The sequence below is a fragment of the Streptomyces sp. NPDC021080 genome, from assembly GCF_044333225.1.
Classification (GTDB): Bacteria; Actinomycetota; Actinomycetes; order Streptomycetales; family Streptomycetaceae; genus Streptomyces.
Genome location: NZ_JBIRQM010000010.1, coordinates 82,819 through 104,328, shown reverse-complemented (window position 1 = coordinate 104,328; position 21,510 = coordinate 82,819). Strand labels below are relative to the sequence as shown.

Annotated in this window: 22 protein-coding genes and 1 pseudogene; 18 read left to right on the top strand and 5 right to left on the bottom strand. The window is 70.7% G+C overall.

Annotated features, from left to right (window positions below; genetic code table 11):
- Positions 1-4: 4 nt before the first annotated feature.
- The gene (locus ACH4S8_RS24775; RefSeq protein WP_398397535.1) at positions 5-1,960 is read right to left on the bottom strand and encodes an amino acid transporter; all 1,956 of its coding nucleotides are present in this window, start codon (positions 1,958-1,960) and stop codon (positions 5-7) included.
- 186 nt (positions 1,961-2,146) lie between these two features.
- Here ACH4S8_RS24775 and ACH4S8_RS24770 point away from each other — a divergent pair, with 186 nt between their 5' ends.
- The 7 genes and pseudogenes from ACH4S8_RS24770 (at position 2,147) to ACH4S8_RS24740 (ending at position 8,954) form a co-directional block, all read left to right on the top strand.
- Positions 2,147-2,290: a hypothetical protein gene (locus tag ACH4S8_RS24770; protein ID WP_398398069.1), complete on the top strand. Its 144-nt coding sequence runs from the start codon at positions 2,147-2,149 to the stop codon at positions 2,288-2,290.
- A gap of 256 nt (positions 2,291-2,546) precedes the next feature.
- The gene (gene kdpF / locus ACH4S8_RS24765) at positions 2,547-2,636 is read left to right on the top strand and encodes a K(+)-transporting ATPase subunit F (RefSeq protein ID WP_398397533.1); all 90 of its coding nucleotides are present in this window, start codon (positions 2,547-2,549) and stop codon (positions 2,634-2,636) included.
- A gap of 32 nt (positions 2,637-2,668) precedes the next feature.
- Positions 2,669-4,345: a potassium-transporting ATPase subunit KdpA gene (gene kdpA / locus ACH4S8_RS24760; RefSeq protein ID WP_398398052.1), complete on the top strand. Its 1,677-nt coding sequence runs from the start codon at positions 2,669-2,671 to the stop codon at positions 4,343-4,345.
- Between the two features lie 32 nt (positions 4,346-4,377).
- Complete coding sequence (gene kdpB, locus ACH4S8_RS24755) at positions 4,378-6,480, top strand: potassium-transporting ATPase subunit KdpB (protein ID WP_398397531.1); 2,103 nt, start codon at positions 4,378-4,380, stop codon at positions 6,478-6,480.
- A gap of 4 nt (positions 6,481-6,484) precedes the next feature.
- A complete protein-coding gene (locus ACH4S8_RS24750; protein WP_398397528.1) occupies positions 6,485-7,153 on the top strand; it encodes a potassium-transporting ATPase subunit C in 669 nt (222 codons plus the stop codon).
- Positions 7,154-7,231: 78 nt separating this feature from the next.
- Positions 7,232-7,356, top strand: a pseudogene (locus ACH4S8_RS24745) (DNA-binding response regulator); the annotation flags it as partial.
- 410 nt (positions 7,357-7,766) lie between these two features.
- A complete protein-coding gene (locus tag ACH4S8_RS24740; RefSeq protein ID WP_398397526.1) occupies positions 7,767-8,954 on the top strand; it encodes an MFS transporter in 1,188 nt (395 codons plus the stop codon).
- 5 nt (positions 8,955-8,959) lie between these two features.
- Here ACH4S8_RS24740 and ACH4S8_RS24735 read toward each other — a convergent pair whose 3' ends face one another.
- Complete coding sequence (locus ACH4S8_RS24735; RefSeq protein ID WP_398397524.1) at positions 8,960-9,331, bottom strand: ATP-binding protein; 372 nt, start codon at positions 9,329-9,331, stop codon at positions 8,960-8,962.
- 11 nt (positions 9,332-9,342) lie between these two features.
- On the opposite strand from ACH4S8_RS24735, the gene ACH4S8_RS24730 reads away from it, so the two are divergent.
- From ACH4S8_RS24730 to ACH4S8_RS24720, 3 genes are all read left to right on the top strand, one after another.
- A complete protein-coding gene (locus ACH4S8_RS24730; RefSeq protein ID WP_398397522.1) occupies positions 9,343-9,765 on the top strand; it encodes a DUF6153 family protein in 423 nt (140 codons plus the stop codon).
- Positions 9,766-9,867: 102 nt separating this feature from the next.
- On the top strand, positions 9,868-10,536 hold the full coding sequence (locus ACH4S8_RS24725; protein WP_398397520.1) for a DUF305 domain-containing protein: 669 nt from the start codon (positions 9,868-9,870) through the stop codon (positions 10,534-10,536).
- Positions 10,537-10,707: 171 nt separating this feature from the next.
- On the top strand, positions 10,708-11,187 hold the full coding sequence (locus tag ACH4S8_RS24720) for a DUF4396 domain-containing protein (RefSeq protein WP_398397518.1): 480 nt from the start codon (positions 10,708-10,710) through the stop codon (positions 11,185-11,187).
- A 174-nt stretch (positions 11,188-11,361) separates the two neighbouring features.
- On the opposite strand, the gene ACH4S8_RS24715 is transcribed toward ACH4S8_RS24720, so the two are convergent.
- Complete coding sequence (locus ACH4S8_RS24715; RefSeq protein WP_398397516.1) at positions 11,362-11,700, bottom strand: universal stress protein; 339 nt, start codon at positions 11,698-11,700, stop codon at positions 11,362-11,364.
- A gap of 551 nt (positions 11,701-12,251) precedes the next feature.
- On the opposite strand from ACH4S8_RS24715, the gene ACH4S8_RS24710 reads away from it, so the two are divergent.
- Both ACH4S8_RS24710 and lysA read left to right on the top strand, forming a co-directional pair.
- Positions 12,252-12,635: an SAV_915 family protein gene (locus tag ACH4S8_RS24710; RefSeq protein WP_398397513.1), complete on the top strand. Its 384-nt coding sequence runs from the start codon at positions 12,252-12,254 to the stop codon at positions 12,633-12,635.
- Between the two features lie 14 nt (positions 12,636-12,649).
- Entirely contained in the window at positions 12,650-13,996 is a 1,347-nt protein-coding gene (lysA, locus tag ACH4S8_RS24705; RefSeq protein WP_398397511.1) for a diaminopimelate decarboxylase, read from the top strand.
- 70 nt (positions 13,997-14,066) lie between these two features.
- Here the strand turns inward: lysA and ACH4S8_RS24700 are convergent, their stop codons facing one another.
- Positions 14,067-16,037 (bottom strand): potassium transporter Kup, encoded by a 1,971-nt coding sequence (locus ACH4S8_RS24700; protein ID WP_398397509.1) that lies wholly within the window; start codon positions 16,035-16,037, stop codon positions 14,067-14,069.
- Positions 16,038-16,454: 417 nt separating this feature from the next.
- Between ACH4S8_RS24700 and ACH4S8_RS24695 the strand changes: the two genes are divergently transcribed.
- From ACH4S8_RS24695 to ACH4S8_RS24670, 6 genes are all read left to right on the top strand, one after another.
- Entirely contained in the window at positions 16,455-16,847 is a 393-nt protein-coding gene (locus tag ACH4S8_RS24695) for a sortase-dependent protein (RefSeq protein WP_398397507.1), read from the top strand.
- Complete coding sequence (locus tag ACH4S8_RS24690; RefSeq protein WP_398397505.1) at positions 16,844-17,494, top strand: class F sortase; 651 nt, start codon at positions 16,844-16,846, stop codon at positions 17,492-17,494. Before ACH4S8_RS24695 ends, ACH4S8_RS24690 begins: the two co-directional genes overlap by 4 nt.
- 95 nt (positions 17,495-17,589) lie before the next feature.
- Positions 17,590-18,081, top strand: coding sequence for an RNA polymerase sigma factor (locus tag ACH4S8_RS24685; protein ID WP_398398049.1), 492 nt, complete (start codon positions 17,590-17,592; stop codon positions 18,079-18,081).
- A complete protein-coding gene (locus ACH4S8_RS24680) occupies positions 18,065-18,577 on the top strand; it encodes a hypothetical protein (protein ID WP_398397503.1) in 513 nt (170 codons plus the stop codon). Before ACH4S8_RS24685 ends, ACH4S8_RS24680 begins: the two co-directional genes overlap by 17 nt.
- Positions 18,578-18,858: 281 nt before the next feature.
- Positions 18,859-20,223, top strand: coding sequence for an FAD-dependent oxidoreductase (locus tag ACH4S8_RS24675; protein ID WP_398397501.1), 1,365 nt, complete (start codon positions 18,859-18,861; stop codon positions 20,221-20,223).
- A gap of 63 nt (positions 20,224-20,286) precedes the next feature.
- Positions 20,287-20,814 carry a hypothetical protein gene (locus tag ACH4S8_RS24670; protein WP_398397499.1) on the top strand — a complete coding sequence of 176 codons (528 nt, stop codon included), beginning with the start codon at positions 20,287-20,289 and terminating at the stop codon, positions 20,812-20,814.
- An 8-nt stretch (positions 20,815-20,822) separates the two neighbouring features.
- On the opposite strand, the gene ACH4S8_RS24665 is transcribed toward ACH4S8_RS24670, so the two are convergent.
- Positions 20,823-21,509 (bottom strand): glycerophosphodiester phosphodiesterase, encoded by a 687-nt coding sequence (locus tag ACH4S8_RS24665; RefSeq protein ID WP_398397497.1) that lies wholly within the window; start codon positions 21,507-21,509, stop codon positions 20,823-20,825.
- Between the last annotated feature and the right edge of the window lies 1 nt (position 21,510).

Sequence of the window (21,510 nt, the reverse complement as noted above, 5' to 3'; positions counted from 1 at the left end):
GACGTCAGCCGGTGTGGACATGGGGGCGGCGGGCCCGGTCCGGTTCCGCCTCGCGCAGCACCTCGCGCGTGACCGGGGCGACCTCGCCCTGTCCGAAGAGGTAGAAGCGCAGGAAGTTGGCGAACGGGCTGCCCTCGGTCCACTCGAAGTAGATGTGCGGGATGGAGCCGGTGAGATCGCGCGCGTGCAGGAGAAGCGCGGCCAGGGCGTTGGGGATGGACGCCGACTCCAGGGTCAGCACGCGATGGCGCCCGTGCAGGACCTCGCCGCGTACGGTCAGGCCCGCCTCGAACTCGGACGGGTCGGTGACCGTCACCTCGACGAAGACGAAGTCCTCCTGCTCCGGCATGTCGTTGTCCGCGCGGATCTGCTCGGCCTTGTCCCGGTACTCGGCCTTGTCGCGGTGCCCGGGGTCGTTGGCGATGAACCGCAGCTTGCGGTTGGCCATGTCCCGGATGAATCGTTCCGCGACCGGGTCGAGCGTCACACTGGTCACGCGCAGCTCGAAGGCGCGGAACAGCCGGGACAGCAGCGAGACCAGCATGATGCCGACGATGAAGAAGGCGCCGATCTTCACACCGTCCGGGCGTTCGATGACGTTCACCACGGTCGTGTAGAGGAACACGGCCGAGATGAGCGCGAAGGCGATCGTCCAGTTCCGTTGTCCGGCCTTGCGGGCCGCGATGGTCACGGCGACGGCGGCCGAGCTGATCAGGACGAGGACACCGGTGGCGTAGGCGCCGCCCTGGGCGTCGACGTCGGCGTCGAAGATCCAGGTCACGAGGAACGCGACCAGCGTGAAGACGATGACCATCGGACGCACCGCACGGGCCCAGTGCGGGGCCATGCCGTAGCGGGGCAGATAGCGCGGCATCAGGTTGAGCAGCCCGGCCATGGCGGAGGCGCCGGCGAACCACAGGATGGCGATGGTCGAGACGTCGTACACCGTGCCGAAGGCGTTGCCGAGGTACTCGTGCGCGAGGTAGGCGAGGGCGCGGCCGTTGGCCGCGCCGCCCGGCTTGAACTCGTTCTCCGGTATGAGCAGCGTGGTGATGAAGCTCGTGGCGATCAGGAAGCAGCTCATGATCAGCGCGGCGGTGGTGAGCAGCCTCTTGGTGTCCCTGATCCGGCCGGTCGGCCGCTCCTCGGTCTCGCCGGGGTCCCCTTGGACGTGCGGCATGACGGCCACGCCGGTCTCGAAGCCCGACAGACCGAGGGCGAGCTTCGGGAAGACGACGAGAGCGACTCCGATCATGACGAAGACGTTGCCGTGTTCCGCGGTCAAGGCGCTGGTCCAGTCGGTCACCACGTGACCTGCGGTGAGGACGTGCCACAGGCCCACGACCACCACCACGACGTTCAGGCTCAGATAGATCCCGACCAGGGCGACCGCGACGCCGATCGCCTCCAGGAACCCCTTGAGGAAGACCGCGCCGAGCAGTGCGACGAGGACCAGCGTGATCAGCATCTGCTTGCCGTGCAGGGCTTCCGTCAGATGCGGGTTCTCCACCAGGTGCGTCGACGCGTCCGCCGCCGAAAGGGTGATGGTGATCAGGAAGTCGGTCGCCGCGAAGCCCAGCAGGGTGAGGACGAAGAGCTTGCCCTGCCAGAAGGACAGCAGGCGTTCCAGCATCGCTATGGAGCCCTCGCCGTGGGGGCTCTCCTCGGCCACCCGGCGGTAGACCGGCAGGGCGCCGGCCAGGGTGACGACGACCAGCACGATCGTCGCGATCGGTGACAGGAGGCCGGCCGCCAGAGCCGCGATGCCGGGCTGATAACCGAGGGTCGAGAAGTAGTCGACGCCGGTCAGACACATCACCCGCCACCAGCGCTGCCCCTTGTGCGCGGGTTCCGGCGCGGCGTGCGGCTCTGCGTGGCCACCGTGTCTGCCCACCTCGGACAGACCCTCCAGCATCCATGCCCGCAGTCGGCTCGGCGGAGGGTGTTCGGTGGTGGCCATCGACGTGTTCTCCCGGTGTGCGGCTCAGCGAAGGCATGGCCATCACTCGAATGGCCGCACCAGCGTAAGCAAGCAGTCACGTCATGGCCCGCGGCTGGGGCATGGGCGCGCATCAAGACGGCGTTAAGACTTGGTGAGCACGCGGCCCGGAGGCGATCGGCCTCGCGCTCCTCGCTCTCCCGGCTCATGCCGGAGGCGTTGACGGCGGCGGCCTTCCTCGGCGGAGCGTGGGGGAGCCTGCTGCAGAACCAGCGGGGTGCGGTGGTCGCCCACGCGGTACGCCGGGAGACGGACACCGTGATCCGCCGGCTCCGCTTCCGGCTTTCGTGACGCGGACGGACGAAGTCCACGGTGGCCTGCTCGCCGGTGCGGGCCGACGGCCGTAAGGGCTCCGTCAAAGCCGCGCGCACCGCCGTAAGGGAGCCGTCAACGGCGTCCGAATCCGGCCACGGAAGCGGTTTCCTCTAACCGTCCGCTTCAACCGAACCTCACCTCAGGAGTTCGCGATGGCCGATCTGGCCTTCGTCGTCACCGTGCTCGCGGGTTTCGCGCTGGTGGCCCTTGTCGCCAAGGGGGTGACGAAGCTGTGACCGCCGAGAACGTCGTCGGCCTGATCACGGCCGTCGCCCTGCTGGGCTATCTCGTCCTCGCCCTGATCTTCCCGGAGAGGTTCTGACCGTGACATCAGCTGCTACCGCGGCGGGCGACATGGGTTCCGTACTCGCAGGCGTGCTCCAGCTCGTCGCCCTCATCGGCGCGCTGGCGCTCGTCCACGTCCCCGTCGGCAATTACATGGCCCGGGTCTACTCCTCCACCAGGCACCTCAGGGCGGAGAAGTGGATCTACAAGGGCATCGGTGCCGATCCTGACGCGGAGATGACCTGGCCCGCCTATCTGCGCGGTGTCCTGGCCTTCTCCGCGGTCAGTGTCCTGTTCCTCTATCTCCTGCAGCGGCTGCAGGGCGTGCTGCCGGGTTCGCTGCACTTCTCCTCGGTTAATCCGGCGCAGTCGTTCAACACGGCCGTGTCGTTCGTGACGAACACGAACTGGCAGTCGTACTACGGCGAGCAGACCATGGGGCACGTCGTGCAGACCGCCGGTCTGGCCGTGCAGAACTTCCTCTCCGCCGCTGTCGGCATGGCGGTCGCGGTGGCGCTGGTGCGCGGCTTCGCCCGCTCGCGCACCGGCGAACTCGGCAACTTCTGGACCGACCTGGTCCGCGGAACGCTGCGCATCCTGCTGCCGCTGTCCGTCGTCGCCGCCCTCGTCCTGGTGGCGTGCGGTGCGATCCAGAACTTCTCCGGCATCCATGAGGTCGGACAGTTTTTCAACGGGCACAGCATGGGTGGCTCGCAGCAGTGGAACGGTGGCGCGGTCGCCTCCCAGGAGGCCATCAAGGAGCTCGGCACCAACGGCGGCGGCTACTTCAACGCCAACTCGGCCCACCCCTTCGAGAACCCGACCCCGTTCACGAACCTCTTCGAGATCTTCCTGATCCTGGTGATCCCGTTCTCCTTGACCCGGACCTTCGGCGTGATGGTCGGCTCGGTGAAGCAGGGCTACGCGATCCTCGCCACGATGGTCACCATCTGGCTGGGCTTCACCGCCCTGATGATGTGGACCGAGTTCGCCCACCACGGCCCGGCACTGCAGGCCGCCGGCGGGGCGATGGAGGGCAAGGAGGTTCGCTTCGGCGTCGGCGGTTCCTCCATCTTCGCGGTGGCGACCACCCTCACGTCGACCGGTGCGGTGGACTCCTTCCACTCCTCGTTCACCGGACTCGGCGGCGGCATCACCATGCTCAGCATGATGTTGGGCGAGATCGCGCCCGGCGGCACCGGCTCCGGCCTCTACGGCATCCTGATCATGGCTGTGATCGCGGTGTTCATCGCGGGTCTGATGGTCGGTCGCACCCCCGAGTACCTGGGCAAGAAGATCGGCGGCCGCGAGATGAAGCTCGCCGCCTGCTACATCCTCATCACCCCCGCCCTGGTGCTGGTCTTCACCGCGGCCTCCATGGCGCTGCCGACCCCGCCGCACTCCATGCTCAACTCCGGCGCGCACGGATTCTCCGAGGTGCTGTACGCCTTCACCTCGGCGTCGAACAACAACGGCTCGGCCTTCGCCGGCCTGAACGCGAACACCGACTGGTACAACACGATGACCGGGCTCGCGATGCTGCTCGGCCGGTTCCTGCCGATGGTCTTCGTCCTGGCACTGGCCGGCTCGCTCGCCGGACAGCGGCCGGTCCCGGTGACCGCGGGCACGTTGCGCACCGAGAAGCCGCTGTTCACCGGTCTACTGGTGGGCGCGATCCTGATCATCACCGGCCTGACCTACTTCCCGGCCCTCGCTCTGGGCCCGCTGGCCGAGGGGCTGGCGTGATGACGACCCGCACAGAGAACTCAGAGGACTCGATGTCCACAGCCATACCCACCCGGGCGCCGCACAGTGACGTCCCCACCGGGCACAAGGACGAAGGAAGGGTCGGCGGGGGTCTCTTCGACCCGAAGCAGCTGCTGAAGTCGCTGCCGGAGGCCTTCCGCAAGCTGGACCCGCGGGTGATGGTCAAGTCGCCCGTGATGTTCGTGGTGTGGATCGGGTCGGTCCTGACCACCGCCTTCTCCTTCCAACACCCGGGCCAGTGGTTCGGCTGGGCGATCAGTGCCTGGCTGTGGCTCACCGTCGTCTTCGCCAACCTGGCGGAGGCGGTGGCCGAGGGGCGCGGCAAGGCGCAGGCGGACACGCTGCGCAAGGCCAAGACCGACACCGTCGCCCGGCGGCTCGCGGGGGACGGCCGGTCCGAGGAGCAGGTGCCGGGTACCGAACTGACGATCGGTGACCTGGTCGTCTGCGAGGCCGGCGACATCATCCCCGGCGACGGTGACGTCGTCGAGGGTGTCGCCTCCGTCGACGAGTCGGCGATCACCGGTGAGTCGGCCCCGGTCATCCGTGAGTCGGGCGGCGACCGGTCGGCGGTGACCGGCGGCACGAAGGTGCTCTCCGACCGGATCGTCGTCAAGATCACGACGAAGCCCGGTGAGACCTTCATCGACCGGATGATCGCCCTGGTGGAGGGCGCGGCCCGGCAGAAGACGCCCAACGAGATCGCGCTGAACATCCTTCTGGCCTCGCTGACGATCGTGTTCCTGCTGGCCTGTGCCACGCTGCCGCCGTTCGCCGACTACGCGGGCACGCATCTGACGATGGTCGTGCTGGTGGCCCTGCTGGTCTGCCTGATCCCGACCACCATCGGCGCGCTGCTCTCCGCGATCGGCATCGCGGGCATGGACCGCCTCGTGCAGCGCAATGTGCTCGCCATGTCCGGACGGGCGGTCGAGGCCGCCGGTGACGTCTCGACGCTGCTGCTGGACAAGACCGGCACCATCACGCTGGGCAACCGGCAGGCTTCGGAGTTCGTCCCGGTGACGGGGACCACCGAGGCCGAGGTGGCCGACGCCGCCCAGCTCTCCTCGCTCGCGGACGAGACTCCCGAGGGCCGTTCGATCGTCGTCCTGGCGAAGGAGAAGTACGGGCTGCGCGAGCGTCATCAGGGCGAGCTGGCCGGTGCCGAGTGGATCGCCTTCACCGCCCAGACCCGCATGTCCGGCGTCGACGTCGACGGACGCAGGATCCGCAAGGGCGCGGCCGGTTCGGTCATCGCCTGGGTCACCGAGCGCGGCGGCGAGGTCTCGGCCGATGCCGACACCCTCTCCAGCCGGATCTCCGAAGCGGGCGGCACTCCGCTGCTGGTGGCCGTCCAGGACACCGACGGTGCCCGGGTCCTGGGTGTCATCCACCTCAAGGACGTGGTCAAGGACGGCATGCGGGAGCGGTTCGACGAGCTGCGCCGGATGGGCATCAAGACCGTCATGATCACGGGTGACAACCCGCTGACCGCCAAGGCGATCGCCGAGGAGGCGGGCGTCGACGACTTCCTCGCGGAGGCGACCCCCGAGGACAAGATGGCGCTGATCAAGCGGGAACAGGCGGGCGGCAAGCTCGTCGCGATGACCGGTGACGGCACCAACGACGCCCCCGCGCTCGCCCAGGCCGACGTCGGCGTGGCCATGAACACCGGGACCTCGGCCGCCAAGGAGGCCGGGAACATGGTGGACCTGGACTCCAACCCCACCAAACTCATCGAGATCGTCGAGATCGGCAAGCAACTGCTGATCACCCGGGGCGCGTTGACGACCTTCTCCATCGCCAACGACGTCGCCAAGTACTTCGCGATCATCCCGGCGCTGTTCGCCGCGGTCTACCCGGGCCTGGACAAGCTCAACATCATGAACCTGTCCTCGCCTGACTCCGCGATCCTCTCCGCCGTCGTCTTCAACGCGCTCATCATCATCACGCTGGTCCCGCTCTCCCTGAAGGGCGTGCGCTACCGCCCGATGAGCGCCGACAAGATGCTCCGCCGCAACCTCACGATCTACGGACTCGGCGGCCTGATCGCCCCGTTCATCGGCATCAAACTCATCGACCTGCTCATCTCCCTCATCCCCGGAATCGGCTGATCCCATGAACAACTCGGTTACGAACACCGCCCGGTTGCTCTGGGCAGCCCTGCGCGCCCTCCTCGTGCTCACCGTGGTGACCGGCGTGATCTACCCGCTCGCCGTCACCGGGGTCGCCCAGGGTCTGTTCAACGGCAAGGCCAACGGCTCCGAGATCAAGGCGGACGGCAGGGTCGTCGGCTCCTCCCTCATCGGGCAGTCCTACGACCTGCCGCTGAAGAAGGGCCAGGAAACCCCCGACCCGGACCTGAAGTGGTTCCAGGGCCGCCCCGCCAACGGACTCGGCAGCAACAGCATCAACACCCGGTACAAGCTGATCCTGTCCGGTGCCACCAACCTCGCCGCCGACGACAAGGACCTGGTCAAGCAGGTCGAGGACGCCAAGGCCGCGGTCGTGAAGGACAACTCGGTGAACGGCTACACGGTGAAGCTCTCGGACGTGCCCGCGGACGCGGTCACCTCCTCCGGCTCCGGCCTGGACCCGGCCATCTCCCCGCAGTACGCCGACATCCAGGTGCACCGGATCGCCGCGAAGAACGGCCTGCCCGTCACCGCGGTGCAGAAGCTGGTCAAGGAGCAGACCCAGGGCCGCACCCTCGGCTTCATCGGCGAGCCGCAGGTGAACGTCCTGAAACTCAACATCGCGCTCAAGGACCTTGCCGCGAGGAACTGACCGCCTTACGCGATGCGCGACGGGAGTTGACACCTCGGGGTGCCAACTCCCGCAGGCATGACAGGAGAAGCACACCCCATGACCGGGGTGCTCGCGGTGGAGGACGACCCGCAGCTCGTACGGGCCCTCGTCATCAACCTGCAGGCACGTCACTACGGCGTGGCCGCCGCCCCGACGGAGCCACGGCCCTGCGGCTCGCCGCCGTCCTCCGGTGGGCGAGCACCTGGCCCTGTCACTGCGGGGCCGCGTCCTGCCGGCCGCGCCGGAGCGCGGCGGAGCGCGGCGGACCGAAGCAGCCGGACCGGCCGACCTCGGTCACCTCCTGACGACCTCAGGGAGAACCGACGGAATGTGCTGGCCAAGGGATATGCCATGGTCCCGAAGATCGACTCCCGCGACCACCAAGAACTTTCCCGCATGCCAGGTGGAAAGCGATGCTCGTGGAGAAGATGAAGACGTTCTCCATGCGGCACAGCGGGTGATCGGCCGATTCCCGCGGAACGCGACGGACTCCTCGACGACCCCGCTCACATCAAGGGCCTCTTATGCGACTGCTCGTGAAGGCTGCACGGAGCAGGGCTTCAGTGCCCCGCGCGAAACACCAGAGCGGCCGATGACCGACACCCCCGTCGCACGGCTGGCCCCGGCCCGGCAGATGTGGCCGTTGTACGCGGCCGGGTTCACCACCGCGTTCGGCGCCCACGGCATCGCCGCGAACCTCGGCGGCCACGGGAGCGGCGCGGTCACGTCGCTGATGGTGCTCGGCGGTCTGCTCGCCCTGTACGACGGGGCCGAGGTACTGCTCAAGCCGGTCTTCGGCACGCTCGCGGACCGCGTCGGGGCCCGCCCGGTCCTGCTCGGCGGACTCGTCGCGTTCGCCGCCGCCTCCGCCGTGTACGCGCTGGCGGACAGTCCCGGTCTGCTGTGGGCGGCGCGCCTCGGCCAGGGCGCCGCCGCCTCCGCCTTCTCTCCCTCGGCCTTCGCCCTGGTCGCCCGGCTCAACCCGGCGGCGAAGCACGGCAGGGCCTTCGGCAGTTACGGCTTCTACAAGTCCGTCGGCTACACGCTGGGCCCGCTGCTCGGCGGTGTCCTCGTGTGGACCGGTGGGCTCCGGCTGCTGTTCGTCGTCCTGGCCGTGCTCGGCGCGGCCGTCGCCGTCTGGGCGGCGCTCGCCGTTCCCGCGGTACCGCCGCTGCCGAAGGCCCGCCAGACAGTGCTGGACCTGGCCGGGCGGCTCACGCATCCGGACTTCCTCCGCCCGACCGCGGCTTTGGCCGCCGCGACCGCCGCCCTGTCCGTCGGCGTGGGCTTCCTGCCCGTCTCCGGCCGGACGGCCGGCCTGGACCCGGTCGCCACCGGTGCGGCCGTGTCCGTACTCGCCGCCTGCGCGGCCGTCGTCCAGCCCCGGACCGGACGCGCCCTGGACGCCGGGCGCCTCACCGCGCGCGGCGGCATCCTGGCCGGGCTGCTGCTCACCGCCGCCGGCCTGGGCTGCGCGACCCTGCCGGGCGTGGCCGGCGTGCTGTCCGGCGCGGTCCTGATCGGCACCGGGACCGGCCTCATCACCCCGCTCGGCTTCGCCGCCCTGGCCGCCTCGACCCCCGCCGAACGGCTCGGCCAGACCATGGGAACCGCTGAACTCGGCCGCGAACTCGGCGATGCGGGCGGCCCGTTGCTGGTGGCCGGCGTCGCCACGCTCACCACCCTCGACCACGGATACGCGACCCTGGCCGTGCTGTTGGCCATCGCTCCCGCGGTCGGTCTCGTACGCCGGGCCGCCGGGAGGCGTACCTCCCGCTGACCGGCTCAGCAGGGCACGTCGAGCGTGACCGCGGCTCCCGTGACCCCTCCAGTTCCCGTGGCTCCTGGCGGGATGTTCTCCGCGCGGGCCGTTCCGCCGTGCGAGGCGGCGACCGCGGCCACGAGGGCCAGGCCCAGTCCCGCGCCGGGCGTGGTGCGGCTCGCCTCGGCGCGGCTGAAGCGGTCGAAGGCGTGCGGGAGGAAATCCGGCGGGAAAGAGTCGGGCTGGGATCCAGGAGGCTTGGGGGTGTCCGCCCAGCGAGACGGCGAGTGCCGCTCCGGCGACAGGATGACGAGCACATGGGCCAGTTGGGGAACGACGACATGGGACGAGGCACTCGGTGGAGTGTTTGGCTGCCGGGATGGAGGAAGACCCATACGATGAGCCCATGATCTCCAGCGTTCGCGCCGACTCCGGGGGGAGTTCTGCGCGCTGGATGTGGCTGGTCCTGGCCGTGGTGGCGGGGGTGCTGGGCATGCATGCCCTGTCACCCGCCGGTATGCCGGCTGCGGGCCGGCACGACGTCATGATGTCGGCAGGGTCTCCTGGGCATCGCCCCGCGCCCGTCCACGTTGCCGGTGCGGGCTGCCGGCACCTGTCCGACGCGGGTGGCGGCGGCATGGTCATGGACCACAGCGGCGGGACATGCGCGGCAGGCGGTACGTCCACTGCTTACGTTCCGCCCGCTCTGATGTCCGGCGTGGCTGCCCGTGTCGAACCTGCGGCGGCCGTCAGCGGGGGTTCGGCTCCCGGGTCGGTCGACGGCCGCGCACCACCCGATCTTTCCGAGTTGCAGCTCCTGCGGATCTAGAGGCTCCCGCACGGCACCCCCTGACGGGGTGGCGTGCTCCGGCCTGCATGCATCCGTTTCTCCCGCGCGTGGGCGCGGGCACTTCAAGGAGTCGTACCTCTCATGGCACCTCGCCGTTCTGTCCTCCGTCGGACCGTGGCCCTGGCCTCCGCCGCCACCGCAGCGGTGGTGCTGGCCGCCTGCGGCAGCAGCGATTCCTCGTCCTCGCCGTCAGGGCACACAGGCCACGACGCGGGGGCGATGTCCACCGCCGGCCCCTCGGGCACCGCTTCCGCCGCGCAGGGCAGTCGCAATGCGCAGGACGTGTCGTTCGCGCAGGGGATGATCCCGCACCACCGGCAGGCCGTGGCCATGGCCGACCTGGCCTCCTCGCGGGCGAAGTCCCAGCAGGTGAAGGACCTGGCCGCGAAGATCAAGCAAGCGCAGGATCCGGAGATCAACACCCTGTCCGGCTGGCTGAAGGCCTGGGACGCGAAGGTCCCGGACGCGGACACGTCCGGCATGGAGAGCATGCCGGGCATGGACCATTCCGGCTCGTCGATGCCCGGCATGATGTCGAACGACGACATGGGCAAGCTGAAGGGTCTCTCCGGTGACGCCTTCGACAAGGCGTTCCTTCAGATGATGATCAGGCATCACGAAGGTGCGATCGCGATGGCGAAGACCGAGCGGGACAAGGGCGCCTACGGTCCCGCCATGACGATGGCGAAGTCGATCGTCACCTCGCAGTCGTCCGAGATCACCGGCATGGACGAGATGCTCGGCAAGTAGCAGAACCTTCGGCCTTCCCGGGCTCGGGGCGGTTGCCGGACAGCCGCCCCGAGCCCGTGGGCCGATCCACCGAACCCGAAACATTCACAGGAGCCCGTTTCACCACATCGGAATACCCTAGGGGGGTATGTAGTTAGGTGGGAGACACGATCCGGTAAGGGGAGGCCGACGATGGACCACACCGCACACCACCAGCACCACGCCCACCACGACTCCGGCACGTCCTGGCGCACCGCCGCTCAGGCGACGCTGCACTGCCTGACGGGCTGCGCCATCGGCGAAGTCCTCGGCATGGTCATCGGTACTGCCGCAGGACTGCACAACGCGACCACCGTCGCCCTCTCCATCGCGCTCGCCTTCGTCTTCGGCTACGCGCTGACCATGCGTGGCGTGTTGCGTGCCGGGCTGCCGCTCCGCCGGGCGCTCAGGGTCGCGCTGGCCGCGGACACCGTGTCCATCGCCGTCATGGAAGTGATCGACAACACCGTTGTCGTGGGTGTGCCCGGTGCAATGGACGCAGGCCTCGGCCAGTTCCTGTTCTGGGCCTCGCTCGCGCTTTCCCTGGCTCTGGCCTTCGTGCTCACCACGCCGGTCAACCGGTGGATGATCGGCCGCGGCAAGGGGCATGCCGTCGTGCACGCCTACCACTGACCCCACCGGCTCCTACCTGGCCCGGAGCTGCGCCGCCCCAGTGGAATCCCGGCCGCGGAGCGGGTACCCGAGCAGCCTGTCGCCGGCCGGGTCGGACAGCCCGCCGCTACAACAAGAAACGGGCCCCACCAGGATTTTCGTCTCCGGTGAAGACCCGTTTCGTCGGTGCTTCCCTCAGGCGTCGGGCGGCACGCTCTCGCATTCCCGTTCCAGGTGACCGGTGTCCAGGCGCAGCCGCAGGGCGTTGCGGCGGTGCGCGGCCGTCAACGCCGCCTGGAGCGGGGAGGGCGGGACCGCGAGAACGGGGCAGACGGCGTGGGCGAGACAGTGGCGGCTGACCGACGGCCACAGCGCGCGGCGCAGCAGACCCCGTGCGCCGGCGCCCACGACGAGGAGGTCGCCGTCCCGGTCGGCGACGCGCACCAGCGCCGGTCCGGGAGCGCCCCGGACGACGAGCGCCCGCCCCGGCAGCCCCGTGGAGGCGCTGCCGAACGCGTCCCGCAGCGCCTCCACGAGCCTTTCCCCGGCGAGCCGCTCCCACTCCGGGACCAAGGTCCTCGTGGCCGGGAACCTGCGAGCGGCGAGATCCCCTCCGGTGGCTCCCAGGCGACCACCGGCCAGAGCTCCGCACCCCGCAGCCGGGCCTCGTCGGCGGCCCGGCCCAGGACCGTGAGGCTTCCCGGCGAGTCACCCACGCCGACGACGACGCGAGCGGCCGGGGGCGTGGGGGAGTCGGGCATGGACTTCACCTTCTGCACGGGCCGACCGAGGGTTCCCGGTCGGTGAATTCTTGTGGAACCGCCCCCCATCTCACCTCCGTTCCCCGGCCCTCGACACTGCGGGCACCGGTTCTTGGCGCCTCTCTGACGGTCCTCTCGGCACCCTCCCGCCAGCACTGTCAGCGTCCCGTCAAAGTCGACCGGATCCTCGTCAGCGTCCCGTCAGGACCGGTCCGAGGGCCGGGGGCTCCGGGCATAACGTCGACAGCGAACCCCGGACCGCCTCCCCGCGTCCGGGGTCCCACGGATCAGAACCCACGCTCCCTGCCCCTCGGGAGGCACCCCATGACAGAACTCCTCCACGGCGAAGACCCCGAGCCCGCCGATCGGTTCCCGGCCGGACCCCTGTACGTACCGGTCCGACCGGGACCCTCCGGGTGCGCGGCCCGGCTCTTCCGCACCCCGCTCGGCGACCGTACGGCCGTCGGCTTCACCTCCGAGCGTCGGCTGACCGCCACCCTCGGGCCCGACCAGGCATGGATCAGGCTCGCCGAGCCCGCGCTGCGCGCGCTGACCGCGCCGCTCGGCGTCACCGCCGTCACGGTCGACCCGCAGTTCACCGCCCCGGCGCCCGCGCGGGTCACACCGCCCACCCCGATCACACCGGTGGCCCCCGTCCCACCGGCCGGGCCGGTCACCCACGAGATGCCCGCGCTGTGGATCGCCTGAGAGGGGCAGCCACGATGACCACGGTTCACGAACCCACCACCGCGACCGACGCAGCCACCACCGCGGTGGACCTGTCGGTGTGGCCCGCCTCCACCACCGAGGCACCGCACGGCCACCTCGCCGTGGGCGGTGTACCGATCGCCGAGGTCGCCGACCGCTTCGGCACGCCCGTCTACGTCCTGGACGAGGCCGAGGTCCGCGACCGCTGCCGTACCTACCGGGACGCCTTCCCCGACGCGGAAGTCCTGTACGCGGCCAAGGCGTTCCTGTGCCGAGCGATGGCCCGCTGGATGGACGAGGAGGGCTTCGGCCTCGACGTCTGCTCCGCCGGTGAGCTCGAACTCGCCGTCACCACCGGCTTTCCGCCCGAGCGGATCGTGCTGCACGGCAACGCCAAGTCCCCCCGCGACCTGGATCTCGCCCTGCGGCTGGGCGTCGGCCGCATCGTCATCGACAGCCCCTCCGAGATCACCCGGCTGGCCGCCGCCGTCGGCCCGGACGGCCACCAGAAGGTGATGGTCCGGGTGGTGCCCGGCATCAGCGCGGGCGGTCACGAGAAGATCCGCACCGGCACCGACGACCAGAAGTTCGGCCTGTCCATCACCGACGGCTACGCGGCCCACGCCATCACCCGCATACTCGACCAGCCGCAGCTCGAACTCACCGGCCTGCACTGCCACCTGGGCTCGCAGATCACCAGCGTCACGCCGTACCTGGTCGCCGTCCGCCGCATGGTCGGCCTCATGAGTCGGCTGCACCGGCAGCACGGCCTGGTCCTGCCCGAGATCGACCTCGGCGGCGGCCACGGCATCGCCTACCGTCCGGGCGAACCGGCCCTGGACCTCACCACGCTGGCCCGCAAGGTACGTACCGAACTCACCGCCGCCTGCGCCGCGGCCGGGCTCCCCGTCCCCCGCCTGGTCATCGAACCGGGACGGGCCGTCGCGGGACCGGCGGGCATCGCCGTCTACCGCGTCCTGTCCGTCAAACACACCGGCGGGCACGTGTTCGTGGCCGTCGACGGCGGGATGAGCGACAACCCGCGTCCCGCCCTCTACGGCGTCCGCTACGCCCCCCGTCTGATCGGCCGGCGCAGCACCGCCGACACCGCCCGGGTGACGGTGGTGGGCCGGCACTGCGAGGCCGGCGACGTCCTCGCCGCCGACGCGGACCTCCCCGCCGACGTGCGTCCGGGCGACCTGGTCGCCGTTCCCGTGGCCGGCGCCTACCACCTGTCCATGGCCTCCGGTTACAACCTGGTCGGCCGCCCGCCCGTGGTCGCCGTCCGCGACGGACAGGCCCGCCTGCTGGTCCGCCGGGAGTCCCTGGAGGACGTCAGCCGCCGCGACGTGGGCCTGTAACCGGGCCCTTGATCTCCCGGGCGGGCCGGTCATCCCTCCCTCGCCGACCGGACCGCCCGGGATTCCGCGTCTACACGTCGATCTGGGAGCCCATGATGACCGTGCGGTCCCGGGGGAGGCCGAAGTACTCGGCGGCGTCCGCGGTGATGTACGAGGTGGCGATGAACAGCCGCTTGCGCCAAGGGGCCATCGTCGGTGCCTTGCCCCGACGGAGTTCGATCGTCGACAGGAAATAGGACGCCCGGTCGAGCTGCAGCGGCCCTTCGGTCCGCGCCGGATCGAGCACGGCCAGGGTGCTGGGCACGTCCGGCGTCTCCATGTAGCCGAACCGGGCGGTGACGTGAATGATGCCGTCGTCGCTGTAGCCGAGGTCGTCGACGACGAGCCGCCGTTCGGCCGGGACGCGGGGCACCGGCTCGGTCTCGATGGCCAGCAGCACGACCTGGTCGTGCCGTACGTGGTTGTGCTCGACGTTGGCCCGCATGGCCAGCGGCGTGGTCTGCTTGCCCCGGTTGAGGAAGACGGCCGTTCCCGGGACGCGGAGCGTCGACAGCTCACCGCTGCGCAGGCGCTCGATGAACTCGGGCAGCGGCCCCTCGTCCCGTACCCGCGCCGCGGTGACGATCGCGCGTCCGCGCTGCCAGGTGGTCATGACGGTGAACACGGTGAGACCGATCAACAGCGGCAGCCAGGCGCCGTGGACGAGCTTCGTCAGGTTGGCCGCGACGAAGAGAAGGTCCACGAAGAGCAGCACACTCGCGCCGACCGCGACCAGCCACTTGGGCGTTCCCCACTTGGCCCGTGCGACGTAGAAGAACAGAAGCGTGGTGATCGTGATGGTGCCGGTCACGGCCATGCCGAACGCGAACGCCAGAGCCGTGGAACTGCGGAAGGCGAAGACCAGGGTGAGGACCGAGACCATCAGCAGCCAGTTGATCCAGGGAACGTAGATCTGGCCGATCGTGGACTCGGAGGTGTGCGCGATGCGCAGCCTCGGCAGGTAACCGAGCTTGGCGGCCTGGGAGGTGACGGAGTACGCGCCGGTGATCACCGCCTGGGAGGCGATCACCGTGGCCGCCGTGGCCAGCAGGACCATCGGCCACCTGCCCCAGTGGGGCACGAGCAGGAAGAAGGGGCTGCTGATGTTGCTGTGGTCCGCCAGGATCAGCGCGCCCTGGCCGAAGTAGCTCAGAATGCACGCCGGGAAGACGAGGAACATCCAGCCGCGGGTGATGGCCCGGCGGCCGAAGTGCCCCATGTCCGCGTAGAGCGCTTCCGCGCCGGTGACCGAGAGCACGACCGCGGCGAGGGCGAAGAAGGCGGTGCCGAAATGACCGAACAGGAAACCCAGGGCGTACGTGGGTGACAGTGCCCTGAGGATCGTCGGGTGGTCGATGATGCCGTCCACGCCGCAGGCGCCGATGATCAGGAACCAGGTGACCATGACCGGCCCGAACATCCGGCCCACGGCCGCGGTTCCCCTGCGCTGCACCAGGAACAGCAGGACGATGATCACCGCGGTGATCGGTACGACCGCGCTCTCCAGCGACGGCTGGACGACCTTGAGCCCCTCGACCGCGGACAGCACCGAGATCGCCGGAGTGATCATGCTGTCGCCGAAGAACAGCGAGGCGCCGAAGACGCCGAGCGCGGCCAGGACGGCCGTGACCCGTCGGCCGCGCTGCGAGCCCCACCGCTGCACGAGCGTGATCAGCGCCATGATGCCGCCCTCGCCGTCGTTGTCGGCGCGCATCGCCAGCAGCACGTAGGTGACCGTCACGATGGTCATCACCGACCAGAACACGAGGGACACGACGCCGTACACGTTGTCCGTGGTGACGGGGACCGGATGCGGGTCGTTCGGGTCGAACACGGTCTGCAGGGTGTAGATCGGGCTGGTCCCGATGTCGCCGAAGACCACGCCGAGAGCACCGATCACCAGCGCGAGGCGCACCGCGTCGTGCGCGCTCGGACCGTGTCCCTCCGGTGCCCCCGCCGCCGTTCCGCCGCCCGCCGCGGCCCCGTTCCGGGGATCGGTCATGGCGTGCTCCTCCGCTCGGATCGCTGCGCTTCAGACGAGGTGTGCCAAAGGGGGCCTTCCGCCGCGACGATACCGATCACGTGCGCAATCGCCCGTAGCGCACGCCGGTTCGTTCCGGGCGGGTCCGGCGGGTCCGGCGGGTCCGGCGGCTACGGGCGCAGGCGCCGTGTCCGACCCGCGCTGTGCCGAAGCGCCGACCGTGTCTCTGAATCACGTGCCTCCAGCGGCTCAAGCCGCTCGGCACCGGTGCAGGTCGCGAACACGGTCCGGTGCCAACCGCCGATCCTGGTCACAGCTCCCGCCCAGCGCCTTTGCCATCCCTTTGCAACCTCGTCCGCCGCCGGCTCGTCTCTTCGCTCGATCCGTAACCGGCCCGCCGTACCCACCGGCGGGCGGACCGACGAAAGAGAGCGATTCATGCGCCGAACCGTCTTCAGTGCCACCGCACTCGCGTGCACCGCCGTGCTGGTGGGCACGGTGCCCGCGTTCGCCGACGGGGCCTCCCCGCGCCCCTCGACCCGTCCGAGCGTCACCTCGGCGCCCGCTTCGGCGAGCCCCACCACGGCTCCGGCCCCGGCGAGCCCCACCGCGACCCGCGCGCCGTCCGCCGTGCCCAGCCCCGTACCGACGCGTGCGCGGGACGCGCGTCAGGTCTCCGTCCGGCCGGGCGGAGCGCCCGACACCGGTGTGGCGGCGGCCACGGCGCCGTCCTCGGGGCCGGCCGGGCTCGTCGGCGGGAGCGCCGCCGCCCTGGTCGCCGCGGGTGCGGCGGTCTTCGTCGTACGCCGTCGGCGGGCGACCGGGGCATGACGCCCCTCTCCAGGCGCGCGTTCGTCGCCACGGCGGTGGCCGCGCTGCTCGTGGGCTGCGGCGGCCACCCGGCCGGCCCGGCCGCGGACTCCCGGCCGGGTGCGCGGTCCGATGCCGCACCCACGGCCTCGCGGTCCGGCGGCTCCTCCGCGGCCACGCGGTCCGGCGTGAAGCCGGTGCGTGCGCTGGGGCGTTCGGCTCCGGTCGGGCTGCGGATACCGGCCATCGGGGTCGACACCCCGCTGATGCGGCTCGGGCTGGCCCCGGACGGCGGTGCCCAGGTTCCCCCGGTCGTGGCACACGACCGGGCCGGGTGGTACCGGTACTCACCGACGCCGGGCCAGAAGGGCCCGTCGGTGATCCTCGGTCATGTCACCGTCGGCGCGTACGGCGACGGCGTCTTCCGGCACCTCGCGCGTCTGCGCCACGCCGACCGGATCGTGGTGCGCCTGGAGAACGGCAGGTCGGCGGTGTTCGCCGTCACCGAGGTCCGTACGGTCGCCAAGGCCGACTTTCCGGCGGACGCGGTCTACGGCGACGTGGACCGCCCGGAGCTGCGGCTCATCACCTGCGGAGGCCCCCGCTCCGGAAGCGGCTACCGCGACAACGTGATCGTGTTCGCGGTGCTGACCTCCGCGAGCCCCTGAACCCCGGCCGGCGGTCCGGGATCCTGGGCCGGCGGGCCGTACCCGCCGCGGCCCGGGATCCCTCCCGTCCGGCACCGTCACGACCATGGAGAATGTTGAAAGGGTCCCGTGAGAAGGCAGCGTCCGAGCTGTTCGCCGCCCTCTACCCGCGCCTCGCCGGCTGGTGCCGCCGTCTCGTCGACGACGACGGGACGGCCCACGAGATCGCCTCGGAGGCGTTCACCCGGCTCTGGTCCCGCTGGACCTCCGTGGCCGAGCCGCGGGGATTCCTCTACGTCACGGCGGCCAACCTCGTCCGGGACCACTGGCGCAAGCTGGAGCGGGAACGCCGGGCCGTGCGCCGGGTCACCGCCGAGGCCGTCGTCGGCCCGCGGAACGAGCAGGCCGATCCGTCCGTACGTCTGCTCGTGCAGTCGCTGCCCGAACGGCTGCGCGTCCCGATCCTGCTGCACTACTACGCTGACATGCCGATCCGGGAGGTGGCCGCGCTGACCGGGCGCAAGGAAGGAACGATCAAGGCCGACCTCCACGCGGCCCGCGAACTGCTCCGCGCCCACCTGGGGAGAAGTCTTGATCACACACTCTGACGACGGTCCGGACTTCGGCCCCGACGATCCGCTCGCCGTCATCATGCGGCCCCCCTCCGCGTACCTCTCGCCACCGCCCGGCCGCTACGAGGCGATCCGCCGGGGTGCGGCCCGCCGCCGGCTGCTGCGCGCGGCGGCCGGGGCCGCGGTGGCGTGTGCCGTCGGCGCGCTCGTCGTGCTGCCGCTGCGGTCGGCCGCACCGGCGGCGCCCGTGTCCCCGGTGGTCCCGCTGGCCCCGCCGCCCGCGAGCAGCCCCCCGGCCGAGCCCACCCCGTCGGTGTCGCCGGGGCCGGTCAGCCCCCGTCCCGGCAGGAGCGGCCCCACCGGCCGGACCTCCGCTCCCCGCACCGCGCCCGGGCCCATGGCCCGGACGGCCGGCGCGCCCACCCTCACCCGCACTCCGTCGGCCACGCAGACCTCCGCGTCCGTGTCCGCCCGGCCCTCCGCCGCCCGTACCGGCGCCGTTCCCACCCCGACCCGGGGGGACCGGCGGTAGGGGGTGCGGGTTCCTCCCCCGTCCCGGGGCTCGGCGGCCGGGGGCGGGGGCCAGGCGCAGGGAGGCGGGATCCCCGTCGCTCCAGGGGCCCGAAGGCAGGGGGTGGGAGAGGGCCGGTCCTGCCGCCGTGCGAGGGTGGTCGGCGCCACCCATAAAGCGGTCCTTCAGTACCCATAAGTCAGCCTTATGAGGTCATAGCCCGGACCCGCCTACTGACTTAGGTTTGCCTCAGTTTAGGCTTCCCGTCGAGTCCCCCGCCCCTGCTCGAAGGGAACCTGATCATGCCTCGCCCTCTGCGGGTAGCCATTGTCGGAGCCGGCCCCGCCGGAATCTACGCCGCCGACGCGCTGCTGAAATCCGCAGTGGCCGCCGATCCCGGTGTGTCCATCGACCTCTTCGAGCGGATGCCGGCCCCGTTCGGTCTCATCCGCTACGGCGTCGCCCCCGACCATCCCCGGATCAAGGGCATCATCACCGCCCTGCACCAGGTGCTCGACAAGCCGCAGATCCGTCTCTTCGGCAACGTCGACTACCCGCGCGACATCAACCTGGACGATCTGCGCGCCTTCTACGACGCGGTGATCTTCTCCACGGGCGCGACGGCCGACCGGGCCCTCGACATACCCGGCATCGACCTCGACGGCTCGTACGGCGCGGCGGACTTCGTCTCCTGGTACGACGGTCACCCGGACGTCCCGCGCACCTGGCCGCTTCAGGCCGAGAAGGTCGCCGTCCTCGGCGTCGGCAACGTCGCGCTGGACGTGGCCCGCATCCTGGCCAAGACCGCGGACGAACTGCTGCCCACCGAGATCCCGCCGAACGTGTACGACGGACTCAAGGCCAACAAGGCCCTCGAGGTCCACGTCTTCGGCCGCCGCGGCCCGGCGCAGGCGAAGTTCAGCCCGATGGAGCTGCGCGAGCTGGACCACTCGCCGAACATCGAGGTCATCGTCGACCCCGAGGACATCGACTACGACGAGGGCTCGATCGCCACCCGGCGCGGCAACAAGCAGGCCGACATGGTCGCCAAGACCCTGGAGAACTGGGCGATCCGCGACACCGGCGACCGCCCGCACAAGCTGTTCCTGCACTTCTTCGAGTCGCCGACCGAGATCCTCGGCGAGAACGGCGAGGTCGTCGGCCTGCGCACCGAGCGCACCGCCCTCGACGGCACCGGGAACGTCAAGGGCACCGGCGAGTTCAAGGACTGGGACGTCAGCGCGGTCTACCGCGCGGTGGGCTACCTCTCCGACAGCCTGCCCAAGCTGCCCTGGGACGTCGAGTCGGGCACGGTGCCGGACGCGGCCGGCCGGGTGCTGGAGGACTCGGGCGAGCACCTGTCCTCCACCTACGTCACCGGCTGGATCCGGCGCGGTCCGATCGGTCTGATCGGTCACACCAAGGGCGACGCCAACGAGACGGTCGCGAGCCTGCTCGACGACCACGCGAACGGCCGTCTGCTCACGCCCACTTCGCCCGAGCCGGAGGCCGTCGACGCCTTCCTCGGCGAGCGGGACGTCCGTTTCACCACGTGGGAGGGCTGGCACCGGCTCGACGCGGCGGAGAAGGCGCTGGGCGAACCGCAGGGCCGCGAGCGCGTCAAGCTCGTCGAGCGTGAGGACATGCTGCGGGAGAGCGGCGCCTGAGCCGTCGGAGCCCCGGACGGGGGCGGTTTTGAACGCGTTCAAGTCGGGGCGTACGCTCCCGGTATGAGCGACAGAGCCGCCCTGCTCCGGGGCATCCGTGCGTGGCTTGCCTTCTTCGTCGTCAGCCTGGTGCTCAGTGGCGCCACGGCCTTCCCGCTGGTGCACGAACTGCACTGGACCGAGGACCTGTTGAAGGCCCTGTCCGTGCCGGATCACCTGCCCGTCCTGATGGACTGGATCGAACGCGTCAGCCGCGGCCTCGACACCGCCGACGCCAACTACCCCTTCCTGCTCTACGGAACGGACTGGCTGGCGTTCGCGCACCTGGTGATCGCGGTCGCGTTCTACGGTCCCTACCGCGATCCGGTCCGCAACATCTGGGTCGTCGAGTTCGGGATGATCGCCTGCGCCGGCATCGTCCCGCTGGCCCTGATCTGCGGACCGATCCGCGGAATTCCCTTCTGGTGGACGGTCGTCGACATGTCCTTCGGGATCTTCGGAGTGATCCCGCTGTACGTCGTACGGAAGAAGATCAAGCGTCTGGAGGCGTTCGGCGCCGGACCGGGGCCCGTGCCGGCACCCGCCGGCTGACCGCCGGCTCAGTCCTCCCCGCGCAGGGCCGTCAGCGCGTCGATGCGGTTGGTCGTGATCGAGTCGACCCCGGCGTCGAGCAGACGGCGCATGGAGCGGCGGGTGTCCGGGGTCCAGACGGAGAGCAGGTGGCCGCCGCGGTGGACGCGGGCCGCCAGGTCGCGGTTCACCAGGGGGAAGCGGTAGTTGAGCCAGCGGGGCTTCACGGCGTCGAGCACGCCGGGGCGCGGTGGTGCCGTGCTCGTCCAGGTCAGCGCGATCTCCGCGGACGCGTCGGCGGCCCGCACCGCGAGCATGGCGGGGGCCGAGGCGCAGTAGTACACCCGCTCCCCGGCCCCGCATGCCCGCACCACGTCCACGACCTCGCGTGCGACCCGCACGTCCACCGATCCCGGCAGGTCGACCATGACCCTGCTGTCGCCGGTCGCCCCGAGGGCTTCCGCCAACGTCGGCACACCGCCCGCCGTGAGTCCGCGCACCTCGTCGCCGGAGAGCGAGCTCAGCGGCCGGTCGTGTCCCCACAGACGCTTGAGCGTCGCGTCGTGCAGCAGGACGGGTACGCGGTCGCGCGTCAGGCGTACGTCGATCTCGACGGCGTCCGCGCCCTGGCGGAGCGCGGAACGCAGCGAGTCGATCGTGTTCTCACGGGCGCGGTAGGGGTCGCCGCGGTGGGCGACTGCGGTCACGGTGCGCATG